Source organism: Frankia tisae, from assembly GCF_025403405.1.
Taxonomy (GTDB): domain Bacteria; phylum Actinomycetota; class Actinomycetes; order Frankiales; family Frankiaceae; genus Frankia; species Frankia tisai.
In genome coordinates this window covers 26670-43912 of sequence record NZ_JANEZT010000006.1, presented here as the reverse complement: position 1 = coordinate 43912, position 17243 = coordinate 26670, and the positions used below count along the sequence as shown (strand labels likewise).

General features: G+C 72.6%; 13 protein-coding genes. 6 read left to right on the top strand and 7 right to left on the bottom strand.

Annotated elements, in window-relative coordinates:
* Positions 1 to 20: 20 nt before the first annotated feature.
* The 3 genes from NBZ85_RS01440 to miaB are packed head-to-tail and all read right to left on the bottom strand — an operon-like array spanning position 21 to position 3182.
* The gene (locus tag NBZ85_RS01440; protein WP_261553838.1) at positions 21 to 884 is read right to left on the bottom strand and encodes an alpha/beta fold hydrolase; all 864 of its coding nucleotides are present in this window, start codon (positions 882 to 884) and stop codon (positions 21 to 23) included.
* Position 885: 1 nt separating this feature from the next.
* Positions 886 to 1659 carry a class III extradiol dioxygenase subunit B-like domain-containing protein gene (locus NBZ85_RS01435; protein WP_261553837.1) on the bottom strand — a complete coding sequence of 258 codons (774 nt, stop codon included), beginning with the start codon at positions 1657 to 1659 and terminating at the stop codon, positions 886 to 888.
* Positions 1656 to 3182 carry a tRNA (N6-isopentenyl adenosine(37)-C2)-methylthiotransferase MiaB gene (gene miaB, locus NBZ85_RS01430; protein WP_261553836.1) on the bottom strand — a complete coding sequence of 509 codons (1527 nt, stop codon included), beginning with the start codon at positions 3180 to 3182 and terminating at the stop codon, positions 1656 to 1658. Before miaB ends, NBZ85_RS01435 begins: the two co-directional genes overlap by 4 nt.
* 463 nt (positions 3183 to 3645) lie before the next feature.
* Here miaB and NBZ85_RS01425 point away from each other — a divergent pair, with 463 nt between their 5' ends.
* From NBZ85_RS01425 to NBZ85_RS01410, 4 genes are all read left to right on the top strand, one after another.
* The gene (locus tag NBZ85_RS01425; protein WP_308204932.1) at positions 3646 to 4380 is read left to right on the top strand and encodes an amino acid ABC transporter ATP-binding protein; all 735 of its coding nucleotides are present in this window, start codon (positions 3646 to 3648) and stop codon (positions 4378 to 4380) included.
* A gap of 143 nt (positions 4381 to 4523) precedes the next feature.
* Positions 4524 to 5549, top strand: coding sequence for a glutamate ABC transporter substrate-binding protein (locus NBZ85_RS01420; RefSeq protein WP_261561388.1), 1026 nt, complete (start codon positions 4524 to 4526; stop codon positions 5547 to 5549).
* A gap of 95 nt (positions 5550 to 5644) precedes the next feature.
* Positions 5645 to 6340, top strand: a complete 696-nt coding sequence (locus tag NBZ85_RS01415; protein ID WP_261553834.1) for an amino acid ABC transporter permease — start codon at positions 5645 to 5647, stop codon at positions 6338 to 6340.
* Positions 6337 to 7239: an amino acid ABC transporter permease gene (locus NBZ85_RS01410; RefSeq protein ID WP_261553833.1), complete on the top strand. Its 903-nt coding sequence runs from the start codon at positions 6337 to 6339 to the stop codon at positions 7237 to 7239. The genes NBZ85_RS01415 and NBZ85_RS01410 overlap by 4 nt, the downstream gene beginning before the upstream one ends.
* A 22-nt stretch (positions 7240 to 7261) precedes the next feature.
* On the opposite strand, the gene rny is transcribed toward NBZ85_RS01410, so the two are convergent.
* From rny to NBZ85_RS01390, 4 genes are all read right to left on the bottom strand, one after another.
* Positions 7262 to 9367, bottom strand: coding sequence for a ribonuclease Y (gene rny / locus NBZ85_RS01405; RefSeq protein ID WP_261553849.1), 2106 nt, complete (start codon positions 9365 to 9367; stop codon positions 7262 to 7264).
* A gap of 349 nt (positions 9368 to 9716) precedes the next feature.
* Positions 9717 to 10325 carry a recombination regulator RecX gene (recX, locus tag NBZ85_RS01400; protein ID WP_261553832.1) on the bottom strand — a complete coding sequence of 203 codons (609 nt, stop codon included), beginning with the start codon at positions 10323 to 10325 and terminating at the stop codon, positions 9717 to 9719.
* Between the two features lie 3 nt (positions 10326 to 10328).
* Positions 10329 to 11369: a recombinase RecA gene (gene recA, locus NBZ85_RS01395; protein ID WP_261553831.1), complete on the bottom strand. Its 1041-nt coding sequence runs from the start codon at positions 11367 to 11369 to the stop codon at positions 10329 to 10331.
* Between the two features lie 168 nt (positions 11370 to 11537).
* A complete protein-coding gene (locus NBZ85_RS01390) occupies positions 11538 to 11732 on the bottom strand; it encodes a DUF3046 domain-containing protein (protein WP_308203349.1) in 195 nt (64 codons plus the stop codon).
* A gap of 160 nt (positions 11733 to 11892) precedes the next feature.
* Here NBZ85_RS01390 and NBZ85_RS01385 point away from each other — a divergent pair, with 160 nt between their 5' ends.
* Entirely contained in the window at positions 11893 to 16665 is a 4773-nt protein-coding gene (locus NBZ85_RS01385) for an ATP-dependent helicase (RefSeq protein WP_261561387.1), read from the top strand.
* A 65-nt stretch (positions 16666 to 16730) separates the two neighbouring features.
* Positions 16731 to 17219, top strand: a complete 489-nt coding sequence (locus tag NBZ85_RS01380; RefSeq protein ID WP_261553828.1) for a hypothetical protein — start codon at positions 16731 to 16733, stop codon at positions 17217 to 17219.
* The last annotated feature ends 24 nt before the right edge of the window (positions 17220 to 17243 follow it).

Sequence of the window (17243 nt, the reverse complement as noted above, 5' to 3'; positions counted from 1 at the left end):
CCGCTCAGGCACTCAGGCACTCAGCCGGCCCCGGAGCTGGCCTCGGCGACGGCGGACGCCGGGCGCCGTGCCGGCGCGCCCGGCGTCCGCCAGAACTCCACCAGCGCGGCGACCAGCGCGTCCGGGGCATCGGCCGCCGGGTCGTGCCGGGCGCCCGGCAGCACCTCGTAGCGGGCCGCGAGCCGGCGGGCCATGTCGGCCTGCACGGCTGCCGGCCAACCGTCGTCACCGTCACCATGCGTGACCAGGACCGGCAGGCTCGCGCCGCGGGCAACCGCCGCCAGCTCCGCGACCCGGTCGGGGGTGTCGAGCAGATGCTGGGCGATCGCCACCAGGCAAGCCTGGTTGTGCGCGAAGAACCGCTGGCGCAGGAAATCGGCCGTCGGCGCCGGACGGGGCCGCTCCACCGCGTGCAGCGCCGCCCACACCGCGGCCGACCCGCCCCGCTCCAGGACCAGCCGGATCGTGCGCAACGCCGCCTGACGGCGCCCGACGATGCCGGCGGGTCCGGAGGACAGCAGGGTCAACGAGCGCATCCGGCCCGGGTCTGCGATGACCGCCGCGCGGGCGACGAGGCCGCCGAAGCTGTGCCCGACCAGATGTGCGGGCCCGGCTCCGAGCGCGTCGATCACGCGATGAACGTCGTCGGCAAACGCCTCCATGCTGTACGCGGCGATCTCGTCGGGGCCGGGCGACTCGTGCTGGCCCCGCAGGTCAAGCGCGGTCACGGCGAATCCCGCAGCGGCCAGCGCCGGCAGGATCGGCAGGAAGTCCTCCTTGCTTGCCGCATACCCGGGCAGCAGGAGGACCGCCGGGGCGACCTCCGGCCCGCAGCGCAACGCGGCGAGGCCGCCGAGATCGGTCCGCCACACACCTACCGGCAACTCAGCCGGACTCCCAACCACGTTGCGCGCCCCCCCGATTCCATACGGCAACCAGATACCCGACACCGTAGGGCGCGTCGTCATAGGTGAGCTCGCTGGACCAGACTTCGGCTGGCGTGTCGTCCCGAGTCGCGGCGAGTAGCGCACCGGCGAGCACCTGCCACGGGGCCCGGCCGGCGGCCAGCAGCTCGGTCGCCAGCGCCGGATCAAGGTCGAGCAGGGCGGCCGGATCGGGTCCGGCCAGGGCCGCCGCGGCGGCGGCGTCGAATGCCGCGGCGCGCTCGTCGAGCCCGCCCGGCGCCTTCAGCGTGCGCCGCGCCGACCCGTCGCCCATGACCAGCAGAGCGAGCCGCTCGCCCCGCCCCACCTGCGCGAGAAGGCGCTCACCGAGTCCGGCCGCCGCCCGCGGGGAGTGGCCGGCCGGCACCCCGAGCGCCGAGCGGTCTCCGGACCAGCCGGCGCTCGCCAGCAGCCAGGCACCTACGGTGAGCGACAGGGGCAACGCTGGCCCCACGGCGGCGGCAGACCCAGCGGCCGACGGCCCGAGCGGCACGCGCAGGTCCACCCCGAAGCCGGCAAGGGACCCCGCCGACTCGGGCCCGTAGCGCGTCTCGGCCGGCGCATCCCCGACCACCACGATGCGGTCCGGCTGCGTGGCGCACAGCCGCCGCACCGCATCCACCGCCGCGGCGCGGGCCTGGACCTGCTCGCCGCGGCCGACCTCGGGGACCAGCAGCGGCGGGTGCGGGCAGACGGCCGCGGCGACGAAGGTCACCGGCGACTCGGGCCCGCCGCCGGGCCCACCGACGGCATGCCGAGGGTGACGGCCTGCCGGGCCGCAGGCGCGTCGTTGCCGGCGGGGGCGACGGGGGCGGCTCGACCGAGCTCCCAGGCGTCACCCGCGCGGGTACGGCGGTAGGACAGCAGCGGGCCGTCGGCGGTGAGGTGGTGCGGCGCCGCCCGCGTCACCACAGTCTCGACCACGTCGCCGGGCCGCACCGCGGGCCCCGAACCGGCCGGATCGCCGCCAGGTGCGGGCTGGACACCCGAATCCACGCGGAAGTGCACGAGACGCCCGTCCCGCGCCCGGCCGGACAACCGACCGGTGGCGCCGTCCTTGCGACCCTCGCCCTCGGCGACGAGGAGCTCGACCCGCCGACCGACCAGTTCCCGGTTCTGCGCCCAGGAGACCTCGTCCTGCAGCGCGACCAGCCGGGCGTACCGCTCGGCCACCGTGGCCCGGTCGATCTGGCCGTCCATCGTCGCCGCCGGAGTACCCGGGCGCGGGGAGTACTGGAAGGTGAACGCCCCCGAGAAGCGAGCCTGGCGCACGACGTCGAGGGTGTCGGCGAAGTCCGCCTCGGTCTCACCGGGGAATCCGACGATGATGTCGGTGGTGATGGCCGCGTCGGGCATCGCCGCCCGCACCCGTTCGACGATGCCGAGGTACCGGTCCCGGCGGTAGGAGCGGCGCATCCGGCGCAGCACCTCGTCCGAACCGGACTGCAGGGGCATGTGCAACTGATGGCAGACGTTGGCGGTGGCGGCCATCGCCTCAATGACGTCGTCGGTGAAGTCCCGCGGATGGGGCGAGGTGAAGCGCACCCGCTCCAGGCCGTCGACTCGGCCGCAGGCGACGAGCAGTTTGGCGAACGCGCCCGGATCCCCCAGCGAACGGCCGTAGGAATTCACGTTCTGCCCCAGCAGGGTGATCTCCAACGCCCCCTCGCCGACGAGCGCCTCGACCTCGGCGAGCACGTCACCGGGTCGGCGGTCGCGCTCGCGGCCGCGCAGGCTGGGCACGATGCAGAAGGTGCAGGTGTTGTCGCAGCCCACGCTGATGCTGACCCAGGCCGAGTGGTGGCTGGCCCGCCGCGTCGGCAGCGAGCTCGGGAACACCTCGAGCGCCTCGGCGATCTCCAGCTGGGCCGAGGCGTTGTGCCGGGCCCGTTCCAGCAGCACCGGCAGGCGATGCAGATTGTTGGTGCCGAACACGACGTCGACCCAGGGAGCGCGATCGAGGATCGTCGCGCGATCCTTTTGCGCCAGGCAGCCGCCGACGGCGATCTGCATCCCCGGATGGCCCTTCTTCACCGGGACGAGCTGGCCGAGATTGCCGTACAGCCGGTTGTCGGCGTTTTCCCGCACCGCACAGGTGTTGAACACCACGACATCGGCCTCGCTGCCGGGGGCGGCGGGGACGTAGCCGGCGGACTCGAGCAGTCCGGAGAGCCGTTCGGAGTCGTGGACGTTCATCTGGCATCCGAACGTGCGTACCTCGTAGCTGCGGCCCTTCACATCGACCAGCCTACGGCGCGTCGGTCGCGGCCCATCCGGCGACCGCCGGCCGCGACCGATACACGGCTCCCGATCGGGGCCGTGACCAGGGAAGACGATGGTCGAGACGCGGACACACAGAGGTCACAGCCGGCGAGACGGCGGCCGGCGGCCGAGCAGTGCGTGTGCGGACGGGCGGGGGTGGGCGCCCGGGCGACGCCCCGCTGCGCCGGCCACCGGCACCCACCGGGGCACCGGCAGGGGTACCCGCCCGGAAAATGTCAAGAAATATACAGATTCGCGGACTCCCGATCCCGGTCGCGTATCATCCGCGGATGCCGCCCTAACGGTCCGGAAACGGAGCGCGGCGGCCGTCCACCTGTCAGACCGACGACTGATCCGCGCGCCTGGCCCGCCCATCCGGGACCTGCCGGGATGCTCGGCCCAACACCACACCGTTCTGCCATTGTGTCGGGAGGTCGATGTGCCCCTGGTGACCCTGGAACGCGTCGGGAAATCCTTCGGCGACAACCGAGTACTGAGCGACGTCGACCTGACCGTCGAGGCAGGGGAGGTCGTGGTCGTCATCGGCCCCTCCGGGTCCGGAAAGTCGACGCTGTGCCGTTGCATCAACCGGTTGGAGACGATCGACGAGGGCCGCATCCTGTTCGAGGGCAACCCACTGCCCGCGGAGGGACGTGAACTCGCCCGGATGCGTTCTCGGGTGGGAATGGTTTTCCAGTCGTTCAATCTGTTCGCCCACCGCACGATTCTCGACAACGTGACGCTCGGGCCGACGAAAGTGCTCGGGCAGAAGCGGGGTCCCGCCGAGGCCCGCGCCCGCGAGCTGCTGGCCAGGGTCGGCATCGCGGACAAGGCCGACCGGCTGCCCCGCCAGCTCTCCGGCGGCCAGCAGCAGCGCGCCGCCATCGCCCGGGCGCTGGCCATGGATCCGGTGCTGATGCTTTTCGACGAGCCGACCTCGGCCCTGGATCCCGAGATGATCTCCGAGGTGCTCGACGTCATGCGCTCCCTGGCCGCGAGCGGGATGACCATGATCGTGGTCACCCATGAGATGGGCTTCGCCCGCTCCGCCGCGGACCGCGTCGCCTTCATGGCCGACGGCCGCATTCTCGAGATCGCTCCACCCGACGAGTTCTTCGGCGCGCCGAAATCCGAACGGGCCAGGGACTTCCTGGCCAGGATCCTGCAGCACTGATCGGGCACCGCGCGGGTGCGCCCCCCTTGCACCCGCGCGGGCGCCGGGCGAGAGCCATGCCGCAGGCAGCACCGGGACACCGCATTCGACATCAGAGCCCGATCCGGACCCCGCGGTCCGGATCACCGCGAGAGGATTCGGTCATGCGTACACCGTTTATTCGGGGCCGGCGGCCAACCGCCGAACATCTTCCCGGGGACCTCGGGGACCCCGGGGACCCCGGGGACCCCGGGCAGCCGGTCGGGGGCTCACCCCGGCGCTTCGGCGGCCCCGGCCCCGGCCGCGCCCGGCGGCAGCGCGGCGGCGCGTTGCTGCTCGGCGTCGCGATGGTCGCCACCGTCGGCCTGACCGCCTGCGGCAGCGACGACGACGGCGGGGACACGGCCACCCCGAACGCCGCGGCGAGCTTCGCCCCCGGTACCACGATGGCCAAGCTCCACGACGCCGGAAAGATCACCATCGGGACCAAGTTCGACCAGAACCTGTTCGGCCTGAAGAACCTCAGCGGCAAGCCCGAGGGCTTCGACGTCGAGATCGCGGAGATCGTCACCGACGCGCTCGGGATCCCCCGGGACAAGGTGAACTTCGTGGAGACGGTGTCGGCCAACCGCGAGCCGTTCATCCAGCAGGGCCGGGTCAACATGGTCGTCGCCACATACACGATCAACGACAAGCGCAAGAAGGTCGTCGACTTCGCCGGGCCGTACTACGTCGCCGGCCAGTCGATCATGGTGGCGAAGAACAACACCGACATCACCGGCAAGGACTCCCTCGCCGGCAAGAAGGTGTGCTCGGTCAGCGGCTCCACCCCGGCGGAGAACATCCGCAAGGTGGCGCCCGCCGCCCAGCTGGTCCTGTTCGACGTGTACAGCAAGTGCGCCGACGCGTTGAAGAACAAGCAGGTGGACGCGGTCACCACCGACAACGTGATCCTCCTCGGCCTCATCGACAAGGACCCGGACGCCTTCAAGCTCGTGGGCGGCACCTTCACCAAGGAGCCGTACGGCATCGGGATCAAGAAGGGCGACACCGCCTTCCGGACCTTCATCAACGACACGCTGGAGGCCTCCTACAAGGACGGCCGTTGGGCGAAGGCGTTCAGCTCGACCGTCGGCAAGGTCGAGCCGACCACGCCGACCCCGCCTCCCGTCGACCGGTACACCTCCTGATCCACGTGAGCACGCGGGTCCGCACCCGCTGACGCGGCGGGGGCTCGGGGCGGCCACCGGCCAGCCCCAGCGCCGTCCCGGCCCTCGCCGCCGTCGTGCCGCCGCACCGCATCGGGCGTTCCACCGCACGAGGGAGCATCGCGATCGACGCCGTCTTCGACAACCTCGACATCTTCGCCGAGGGATTCCGCCGCACGGTGGGTCTGAGCCTGTTCGCCGCGATCGCGGCGCTGATCCTCGGCACCGCGCTCGCGGCGATGCGGGTCTCCCCGGTGCCCCCACTGCGCTGGTTCGGCACCGCCTACGTGGAGATCGTCCGCAACACCCCGTTGACCGTGGTGTTCTTCTTCGTCGTGTTCGTCCTGCCACAGGTCGACATCAGGTTCTCCTACTTCACCTTCGCGGTGGTCGCCTTGTCGATCTACCACGGGGCACTGGTCTGCGAGGCGGTCCGCTCCGGCATCAACGGGGTCGATCTCGGTCAGGCCGAGGCCGCCCGCGCACTCGGCCTGACCTTCACCCAGACGCTGCGGATGATCGTGCTGCCGCAGGCGTTCCGCAACGTGCTCCAGCCCCTCGGCAGCGTGATCAGCGCGCTGATCCGCAACACCTCGATCGCCGCGGCGTTCGGCGTCCAGGAGCTGACCGGGGTGGTGCAGCGGCTGACGACGGCCAACCCGGACTCGGTCATCGCCGTGCTGCTCGGCGGTGTCGTCGCCTACCTGATCCTCACCCTGGCGCTGGCGGGCGCGCTGGCCCTGACCGAACGACGAGTGGCGAGCGCACGATGAGCGGCACACCGATCGTCCTGGCGGATCCGCCCGGTCCCCGGGGCCGGCGGCGCATCCTGATCTCCAGCATCCTCGCGCTCGTCGTCCTCGCCGGCCTGGTCACGCTGGCGCTGCTGCGACTGGCGGACAAAGGCCAGCTCGACGGCGAGCTGTGGAGCGTGTTCGTCGACCAGCCCGACCTGCGAACCCTGCTGTGGAACGGCCTGCTCGACACGCTGCGCGCAGCGCTGACGGCGATGGTGTTCGCCGCGGCCCTGGGCATCGCGCTGGCGTTGGCGCGAACGTCGCGGCAATGGGCCGTGCGCATCCCGGCCACCGCTGTGGTCGAGTTGTTCCGTAGCTTGCCGGTGCTCATGCTGATCCTGTTCGCCTACCTGGGCCTGCCGGCGCTCGGTTGGCAGCTGTCGGCCTTCTGGGCCCTGGTCCTCGGCCTGACCGCCTACAACGGGGCAGTGATCAGCGAGATCTTCCGGGCGGGAATCGCCTCGATCGACCGGGGGCAGACCGAGGCCGCCAGTGCGCTCGGGCTGCGGCCGCTGCAGATCTTCCGACTCATCCAGTTCCCGCAGGCGGTCCGGCGGATGAGCCCGACGCTGATCAGCCAGCTCGTGACCCTGCTCAAGGACACCTCCCTCGGTTTCGTCATCGCCTACAGCGAGCTGCTGCGCTCCGGGCGCGGCGCCGTGGAGTTCCTCGGCAGCCGATATGCCCTGCCGATCTACACGGCGATCGCCGCGATCTACATCGTGACCAACGGCCTGCTGTCGGCGCTGGCCCGCTGGCTCGATCGCCGGCAGAGCCGCCGGCTCGGCGGGCGGCACGCGGAGCTGCCGATGGATGCCGCGGCTGCGACGGCTGCGCTGCCCGAGCCGAGTGGGCCGGACAGCGCCCGGACCTGAACCGCCGGGCTGGCCGGGCTGGTCAGCGGGCCGTGCCCACCGCCCGGGTCTCGCGGACCACGGTCACTCGGATCTGACCCGGGTAGGTCAGCTCGTCCTCGATCTGCCTGGCGACGTCGCGGGCGAGCAGGTGAGCGGCGACGTCGTCGACCTCCTCGGGGATGACCATGACCCGCACCTCCCGCCCGGCCTGCATCGCGAACACCCGGTCGACCCCCGGGCGGTCACCGGCGATCTGCTCGATCCGTTCGAGCCGCTTCACATACGACTCCAGACTGTTGCGGCGGGCCCCCGGCCGGCCGCCGGAAATCTGGTCGGCCGCCTGGGTCAGCACGGCGCACAACGAGCGGGGCGCGACCTCGTTGTGGTGGGCCTCGATTGCGTGCACGACCTCCTCGTCCTCCCCGTAACGACGGGCCATATCCGCACCGATGAGCGCATGGGAACCCTCGACCTCGTGCGTGAGCGCCTTGCCGAGATCGTGCAGCAGGGCGGCGCGTTTCGCCAGGGGCAGCGCCATCCGCAGCTCCGCGGCCATGATCCCGGCGAGGTGCGCGCTCTCGATGAGGTGCGCGAGCACGTTCTGGCCGTAGCTGGTGCGGTAACGCAGCCGACCGAGCAGGGTGACCAGCTCGGGGTGCATCTCGGAGATCCCGGTCTCGAGCAGCGCGTCCTCGCCTGCGCGCACGCACCGCTCCTCCACCTCCACCTGGGCCCGCGCGTACTCCTCCTCGATGCGATGCGGGTGGATGCGCCCGTCGGACACCAGCGCCGCCAACGTTATCCGGCCGATCTCCCTGCGCACCGGGTCGAAACAGCTCAGCAGGACCGCCTCGGGGGTGTCGTCGATCAGCACGTTCACCCCGGTCACGGACTCGAACGTGCGGATGTTGCGCCCCTCGCGGCCGATGATCCGGCCCTTCATCTCATCGCCCGGCAGGTGCAGCACGGTGACGACGGACTCGGCGGTCTGCTCCGAGGCGACCCGCTGGATGGCCGTGGTCACGATCCGGCGGGCGCGTTCCTCTCCTTCCTCCTCGGCCTGCGACTCGATCGCGCGAACAAGCAGGGCGGCCTCGCGGCGGGCCTCGTGCTCGATGGTCGAGACCAGCTCCGCGCGGGCCTGCGCCGCGGTGAGCTCGGCGATCCGCTCCAGCGCCGCCTGCCGCGCGGCCTCCACGCCGGACGCCTCGATCGCCTTGCGGGCCAGCTCGTCCTCCCGGTCGAGCAGGTCCTGTTCACGTGCGGCGAGCCGACTGGCGTGTTCGTCCAGGCCGGCGGTGCGCTCCTCGACCCGCTGATCGCGGGCCGCCAGCGCCTCGTCCCGGCCGCGCAGTTCAGCCCGCCGGACCCGCAGCTCCTCCTCGAAGGAGGCCCGGGCCGAGGCGATCTCGGCCCGGGCAGCCTCCAGCTCGGCCCGGGCCACGTCACGCGCCGCCGCCTCCGCCCGGGACGCGTCGGCCGCGGCGTCAGCGACCGCCTGCTTGCGCAGCGAGGCGACCTCGTCGTCGCCACGACGGCGGATCTCCGCAGCCTCCCGCTCGCCGCGAGCCAGCCGTTCCGCCGCCTCACGTTCGGCGCGCGCGACAATCTGCGCGGCCTCCCGCTCGGCGGCCCGCAACGCCGACGCCACCTCCCGAGGCGCCGCCTCCTGCGACGCCACCTCCTGCCTCGGCGCCTCGGCGACGAGCGGAGCGTCGGCCCGGCCCGGCCCGGCGGGCGATCCGGTCGCCGGTGCAGACGCACCACCATCACCGTCGCCAGAGTCGGGATCCGGTGCGACGACGGCATCGCTCGGCACCCGCCCGGAGGGCGCGGAACCGGAACCCGCCCCCGTGGCGACCGGCGAGCCACCGACGGCCGTCACCGGGGCGGCGCCGGCTGGCTGAGCGCCGTCGGCGGCAGAGCGGACGGGGGGGAGCACCCGGACTGCGGGTTCCTCGTCCTCGTCGTCGAGCGGGTGCGCGTTGGCCGCGGCCGCGGTACCCGAGGAGCTCCGGGCTGCATGTATCGCGGTACCGTAATGCCGATCCCCCCGCCCCGTGCGCGCCAGCCACGCCACGGCGAGGATAAGCGCGATGAGCACGACGAGAACGACTGACAAGAGGATGACGAGAACGCCGTCCATCGCTGCTCCCACCGCTATCGTCGGATCCGCCCAGGCAGGCTGGATCGGAGCGGCGAAGGACCCACGACCCGGCGCGATCTACAGCCGTGGAGGGACAGCACGCGGACTCCATCATTACGATAAGGAGCCCACGGCGGCACGCTAGAGCAGACCATCAGCGGTGATGGCCCATCCCGGCATAGCGACTCGGGCACCCGCTCGCGGCGGCTGCCTCCTTGTGAAGTTGAACGAGCTATCGTCACCGCGTCGCCGCGGAGGATCCTGTCACCTTTCTGGGAGAATAAGTCGGGTTGCATTCTCCGGTCAAGAAATTCGTCACATTGACAACCGGCGAAAATCCCGCTACCGCTCACACGGAGGGGTCGAGATCCCCGCCGTCCCACGTCGTCGGCGGCGGCTCGCCGTCGTCGGTATTGGCGCTGGACTGCTCCCGTACGACGCGGATCGCGAGCGCGGGCGGGTAGCCCCGACGCATGAGCATGGCCAGCAGCCTCCGCGCCCGCGCCTGCTCGGGCAGCCGGTCCATCGATCGCAAGCGGCGCCGGACAAGATCCCGGGCTGTGGCCTCCTCGTCCTCCGCCGCGACGACGGCCGTGGCCGCCTCGACCATGGCTGGTTGAACCCCTCGCCGACGCAGTTCCGCGGCGAGCGCCTGCCGGCCCAACCCACGCTGGGACCGCGCCGAGGACACGAAGGCAGCGGCGAAGGCCGCATCGTCCACGAGCCCGACGGCGGCCAGCCGGTCGAGGACGGTCGCGGCCACGTCGTCGGCCACGCCTCGGCGGCGCAAGGTCGTGGCCAACTCGGCTCTGCTACGCGCCCGCGTCGCTAGCTGGCGCAGGCAGATCTCCCGTGCGACGACAACCGGATCCGTCGGCCGACCGGCACCAGGATCGCCCGAGGCGTCGGTGCCGGTGGCCGGACGGCGTTCGGCGTCGCGCCGACCGGCTTCCACCATCGGTTAGAGGTCGATGGGGACCGGTGCCACAACGTCGGATTCGACGCTGGGCAGGAGGCCGAGTTTTTCCTTGATCTTCTTCTCGATCTCGTTGGCCAGGTCGGGATTGTCCCGCAGGAACGACCGGGCGTTCTCCTTGCCCTGGCCGAGCTGGTCACCGTCGTAGGTGTACCAGGCACCGGACTTGCGGATGATGCCGTGTTCGACGCCCATGTCGATGAGGGAACCCTCGCGACTGATTCCGCCGCCGTAGACGATGTCGAATTCGGCGGTCCGGAACGGCGGGGCGACCTTGTTCTTCACCACCTTGACCCGGGTACGGTTACCCACGGCTTCCGCGCCGTCCTTGAGCGTCTCGATGCGGCGGACGTCGAGGCGCACCGACGCATAGAACTTCAGGGCCTTTCCACCGGTCGTGGTCTCCGGTGAACCGAACATGACGCCGATCTTCTCGCGCAGCTGGTTGATGAAAATCGCGGTCGTGCCGGAGTTCGCCAGCGCGCCCGTCATCTTGCGCAGGGCCTGCGACATCAGGCGGGCCTGGAGGCCGACGTGGCTGTCTCCCATCTCACCCTCGATCTCGGCCCGCGGCACCAGCGCCGCCACCGAGTCGATGACGATGATGTCCAGCGCGCCGGACCGCACGAGCATGTCCGCGATCTCGAGTGCCTGCTCACCGGTGTCCGGCTGGGAGACCAGCAGGTTGTCGACGTCGACGCCGAGCTTTCCCGCATACTCTGGATCAAGGGCGTGCTCGGCGTCGATGAACGCCGCGATGCCGCCGGCGGCCTGCGCGTTGGCCACCGCGTGCAGGGCGACGGTCGTCTTCCCGGACGACTCCGGGCCATAGATCTCGATGACCCGGCCCCGCGGGAGCCCGCCGATGCCGAGCGCGACATCCAGCGCGATCGAGCCGGTGGGGATCACCTGGATCGGCGGCCGGGTCTCGTCCCCCAACCGCATGACCGATCCCTTACCGAACGCCTTGTCGATCTGCGCCAAGGCGTTATCCAACGCCTTCTCACGGTCAAGTCCTGCCGCCATTGGAGTCACTCCATGCTGAGGTCGTCGGTTCTTGGCCACGGGGGTGACGTTAGGCCGTGGGTCCGACAGTTTCGAGGGCCGGGGGCGATCTGTGGATAAGTGGCCGCATGGGGATAACTGTAGCCGAACAGGCGTTCGATGGCTCGGCGACACGCCGAATCGGCACGCTCAACGATCCCGAACGGGCACCCCGAACTCGTCGCACACGGCCCGCCAGACGGTCTTGACGTCGTCACCGCGGGACAGGGCCGCCTCGATCGTCGCGCCCCCGAGCCCGGCGAGCACATGATCGCGGGCAAATGACTCCGCGTAGGCCGAACCGAACCGTGTGTCCATCTTCGCCCAGAACTCGGTCAGCCGCACCTCACCAGTGTGCACCGCCCGAAGCGGACCTGGTCATTGGCTGCCGCACCCACCGATCCGCACCTCCGCGACTTCCACCAGAGCGAGATGTATGGGTTGTAACCACAGCAAGACAGACAGACTGAACGGCCCGGCGGACTGCGACCGCCGAAATCTGTCGGTGCCGCGTCGCAGACTGGACGACGTGCCCAGCCGCAGCCCCACCGACCAGCCGGATCCGCTCGCGCCGTTCTCCGCGCCGACGCGCAGCTGGTTCGGCGCGGCCTTCGCCGCGGCGACGCCCGCCCAGCGGGGGGCGTGGGAGGCGATCCGCGGGGGCGGAAACGCGCTGGTCGTCGCCCCGACGGGCTCCGGGAAGACGCTCGCCGCGTTCCTGTGGTCCCTCGACACCCTGGCCGGCTCGCAACCGCCGCCCGAGCCGACGCGCCGGTGCCGGGTGCTCTACATCAGCCCGCTCAAGGCGCTCGGCATCGACGTGGAGCGCAACCTGCGCGCCCCGCTGGCGGGAATCCGAGGCGCCGCGCAGCGCCTCGGCCTGCCCCAGCCCGAGATCACCGTGGGAGTCCGTTCGGGCGATACCCCGGCCGCCCAGCGCCGCGGCCTCGGGACCCACCCGCCCGACATTCTGATCACCACGCCGGAGTCACTGTTCCTCATACTGACCAGCGCGGCCCGCGAGGCGCTGCGTGGAGTCCGCACGGTGATCGTCGACGAGGTGCACGCCGTGGCCGGCAGCAAGCGCGGCGCCCACCTGGCGCTCAGCCTGGAGCGCCTCGACGCGCTGTTGGAAACGCCGGCGCAGCGGCTCGGCCTGTCGGCCACGGTGCGTCCGGTCGAGGAAGTCGCGCGCTTCCTCGGCGGGGCGGCCCCTGTGACGGTGGTCCGGCCGCCGGCGGCGAAGGCCCTCGAGATCACGGTCGTGGTCCCCGTGGAGGACATGACCCGGCTGGGCGAACCGCTCGCCGAGGCCCCGCCGGACGGTTCCGCGGCCGCCGCGCCGCCGCGTGCATCAATCTGGCCGGCGGTCGAGGAACGCGTGCTCGACCTGGTGCTGGCGCACTCGTCGACGATCGTGTTCGCCAACTCGCGGCGGCTCGCGGAGCGGCTGTGTGCCCGGCTGAACGAGCTCTACGCCGACCGGCTGGCCGCAGCCGCAGCCGCGGGATCGGAGCCGAGCCCGGTCGCGGCCGGTCTCGACAGCACCGACGCATTCCCGGCGCGGGTGGCCCCGGCCGCGACTATGGGCGCGGCCGGCCAGGGCGGCGGCACCGCCGGCTGGCCGGAGGTCGCTCGGGCCCACCACGGCAGTGTCAGCCGCGAGCAGCGGCTGCTCATCGAGGATGATCTCAAGGCTGGGCGGTTGCCTGCGGTCGTGGCGACCTCCAGCCTGGAGCTGGGCATCGACATGGGCGTGGTCGACCTCGTGATCCAGATCGGTTCGCCGCCAAGCGTCGCCGCCGGCATGCAGCGCGTCGGCCGCGCCGGCCACCAGGTCGACGCCACGAGCCTCGGCGTGGTCCTGCCGCAACATCGCGGGGACCTGCTTGAAAGCGCCGTTGTCGCCGAGCGGATGCGGACGGGGACGGGGACGATCGAGGAGGTGCACGCTCCGCGCAACCCGCTGGACGTGCTCGCCCAGCAGATCGTGGCGATGACGGCGATGGACGACTGGTCCGTCGACGACCTCGGCGTCCTGGTCCGCCGCGCCGCCTCCTTCGCATCCCTGCCGGCCTCGGTGCTGGAGGCCGTGCTCGACATGCTCGCCGGGCGCTATCCCTCCGACGCCTTCGCCGAGCTGCGTCCCCGCATCACCTGGGACCGGGCCACCGGCATCCTGCGCGGTCGACCCGGCGCGCAGCGGCTCGCGGTGACCAGCGGCGGGACGATCCCCGACCGGGGGATGTTCGGCGTGTTCGGCGTCGGGGAGAAGGCCAGCCGGGTCGGGGAGCTCGACGAGGAGATGGTCTACGAGTCCCGGGTCGGGGACGTGGTGCTGCTCGGCTCGTCCAGCTGGCGCATCGAGGAGATCACCGCGGACCGGGTGCTGGTCACCCCGGCGCCGGGCCGCCCCGGCCGGCTGCCCTTCTGGCACGGCGACGCCCCGGGCCGCCCCGCCGAGCTCGGTCGCGCGCTGGGTGCCTTCCTGCGCGAGGTCGGCCGGCTGACCTCGCCGGCTGCGGCCGAGCGGGTGCGGGCCGCCGGGCTCGACGACTGGGCCACCGCCAACCTGCTGCGCTACCTCGACGAGCAACGGGCTGCCGTCGGGCACCTAGGGGACGACCGCACGATCGTCGTCGAGCGGTTCCGTGACGAGCTCGGCGACTGGCGCCTCGCGGTGCACTCGCCGTTCGGCGCACCGGTCAACGCGCCCTGGGCGCTCGCGCTCGGGGCGCGGCTGCGGGAGCGATACGGCACCGAGGTGCAGATCATGCACACCGACGACGGCATCGTCGCCCGGATCCCGGACGCGGCGGAGGTACCGGGAGCGGACCTCGCGCTGTTCGAGCCGGACGAGATCGATGCGATCGTACGAGCCGAGATCGGCGGCAGCGCCCTGTTCGCCAGCCGCTTCCGGGAATGCGCCGGGCGGGCTCTGCTGCTGCCCCGGCGCACCCCTGGCCGGCGGACCCCGCTGTGGCAGCAGCGCCAGCGCAGCGCCCACCTGCTCACCGTCGCCGCCACGTTCAGCGATTTCCCGATCGTGCTGGAGACGATGCGGGAATGCCTGCAGGACGTGTTCGACACCCCGGCGCTGGTCGGGCTCATGCGCGAGGTGGCCACCAGGTCGCTACGGGTGGTCGAGGTGGAGACGCCGTCCCCGTCGCCGTTCGCCTCGTCGCTGCTGTTCGGCTACGTCGCCGCGTTCCTCTACAACGGCGACGTACCGCTGGCCGAACGCCGCGCCCAGGTGCTGTCGCTGGACAGCTCACTGCTCGCCGAGCTGCTCGGCGAGGCCGACCTGCGGGAACTGATCGATCCCGCCGCGCTGGCCCAGGTGACCGCCGAGCTCACCCGGCTCGCCCCGCAGCGGCACGCCCGCGATGCCGAGGGCGTCGCCGACCTGCTGCGCATCGTCGGTGACCTGACCACCGAGGAGGCCCTCGCCCGAGGCGCCACCTCGGCCTGGCTTGCCGAGCTCGAGCGAGATCGCCGGATCCTGCGGGTCCGCATCGCCGGGGAGGAACGCTGGGTGCCGATCGAGGACGCGGGGCGGCTGCGCGACGCCCTCGGGGTCCCCCTGCCGGTGGGGGTGCCCGAGGCGTTCACCCAGCCGGTGCGCGACCCACTGGGCGATCTGATCTCCCGGTACGCCCGCACCCACGGGCCGTTCGACGCCGAGGAGCCGGCCCGTCGCCTCGGTCTCGGCCCGGTCGTCGTCGTCGGGGTGCTCGAGACCCTGACCGCCGAGGGCCGGCTGGTGCGCGGCGAGCTGCACCCCGGGCGCACGGGCATGCAGTGGTGCGACGCCGGAGTGCTGCGCGCGCTGCGCCGGCGCAGCCTCGCCGCGGTGCGCCGGGAGGTCGAGGCCGTACCGACGCGGGCGCTCGGCGCGTTCCTTCCCGCCTGGCAGGGGGTGGCCAGCGGCCGGAGCCACGGGGTCGACGGCGTGCTGCGGGCCGTCGAACAACTGCAGGGCGCACTGATCCCGGCAAGTGCCTGGGAGCAGCTCGTCCTGCCGGCCCGGGTCACCGACTACTCCCCCGCGATGCTGGACGAGCTGTGCTCCGCCGGCGAGGTCCACTGGGCGGGCGCCGGCGGCCTGCCCGCCGGCGACGGCTGGCTGACCCTGGTCACCGCCGACGCCGCCGCCCTGCTGCTGCCCGCGGCCGACCTCGACGCCGCCGCCGGGCAGCCGCACGAAGCGATCCTCGACGCCCTCGCGGACGGCGCGGCGTTGTTCTTCCGGGCGCTGTCGGATCGGGTCGGCTCGCTCGACGACACCGCCCTCACCGCGGCCCTGTGGGATCTCGTCTGGGCGGGCCTGATCACCAACGACACCCTCGCGCCGCTACGCGTCCTGCTGGGCGCCACCGGTGGGACCGCCGGACCGGCGGCCAGGCGGCGGGCCCCGCGGCCGCGGCCCTCCCGGTACGGCCGGCCGGCGCTGCCCCGGCGGACCGGCCCCCCCACCGCGGCCGGCCGGTGGTCGCTGCTACCCGAGCGCGACGAGGACCCGACCCGCCGCGGCCACGCGCTCGCGGAGACCCTGCTCGATCGGCACGGCATCGTCACCCGAGGGGCGGTGACCGGCGAGCGCCCGGCCGGCGGTTTCGCCGCGGTCTACCGGGTGCTCAGCGCGTTCGAGGACGCGGGCCGGGCCCGACGCGGCTACTTCGTCGAGTCGCTGGGCGCCGCCCAGTTCGCCGTGCCCGGCGCGGTCGACCGGCTACGGGCGATCGCCACGGCGCAACGCGATGCGGCCCAGGCCCCCTCCTGGGCCCCGCAACCGAGTAGATCCGACCCGGGCATCTCCGCGGACGACCGGACGCCATGGGCGCAGGCGGATCCCGGCCAGCGCGGATCCGCGGGGGGCCGGGCCGGCGGGGGGCCCGCGGCCGTGGTCCTCGCCGCCACGGATCCGGCCAACCCCTTCGGTGCCGCGCTGGCGTGGCCGAACCGGCCGGGGGCCGGGACGGACGCGGCCGCCGGGCACCGGCCCGGCCGCAAGGCGGGTGCGCTGGTCGTCCTTGTCGACGGCGAGCTCGTCCTCTACGTGGAGCGAGGCGGGCGGTCCCTGCTGTCGTGGACGGCGGACGAACGCCTGACCGGGATCGCAGTGGGCGCGCTGGCCCGTGCGGTCGTGGACGGGCCACTCGGCCGGCTGACCGTGGAGAAGGCCGACGGGGAGCCGATCGCCGCGAGTGGGCTCGGCACCGCCCTCGAACGCGCCGGTTTCCATCCGACGCCCCGCGGCCTACGGCTGCGGGCTTGACCGACCAGATCGGGGCACGGCGGCCGGCGAGAGAGACCGGCCACGGATGCGGGGAGGGTGCGGGGATGCCCGAGGGCGACACCGTGTGGCGGGCGGCCCGGCGGATGGACGCCGCACTCGCCGGTGCGCGGCTGCTGAGCACCGATTTCCGGATGCCCCGGCTGGCCACGGCCGACCTGTCCGGGCAGCGGATCATCGCCGGCCTCGGCAACATCTGGCGTACCGAGGCGTGTTTTGTCACCGGGGTGTCACCCTGGACGCCCGTGGGCGACGTACCTGATCTGCCGGGACTCGTCCGACGAGCCCAAACGATGATCAAAGCCGGCGCCCACGGTGGGCATCAGGTGACGACCGGGTCACTGCGACCCGGGGAGGAGCACTGGGTCTATGGCCGGGCCGGGCGGCCCTGCCGGCGCACCACCTGGTGCCCCCGATGCCAGGCCGGACCGGCGGCTCCGGTGGGAACCGTCACCCGTCGCGGACATACGGACCGAGGCGCCGAGGCGCGCTCCGGCCGCGTCCACCGGCCTGCTGCCGGGGAAGGTGGTGCCTGAGGTGCGTAGTACACGCCCGATCCT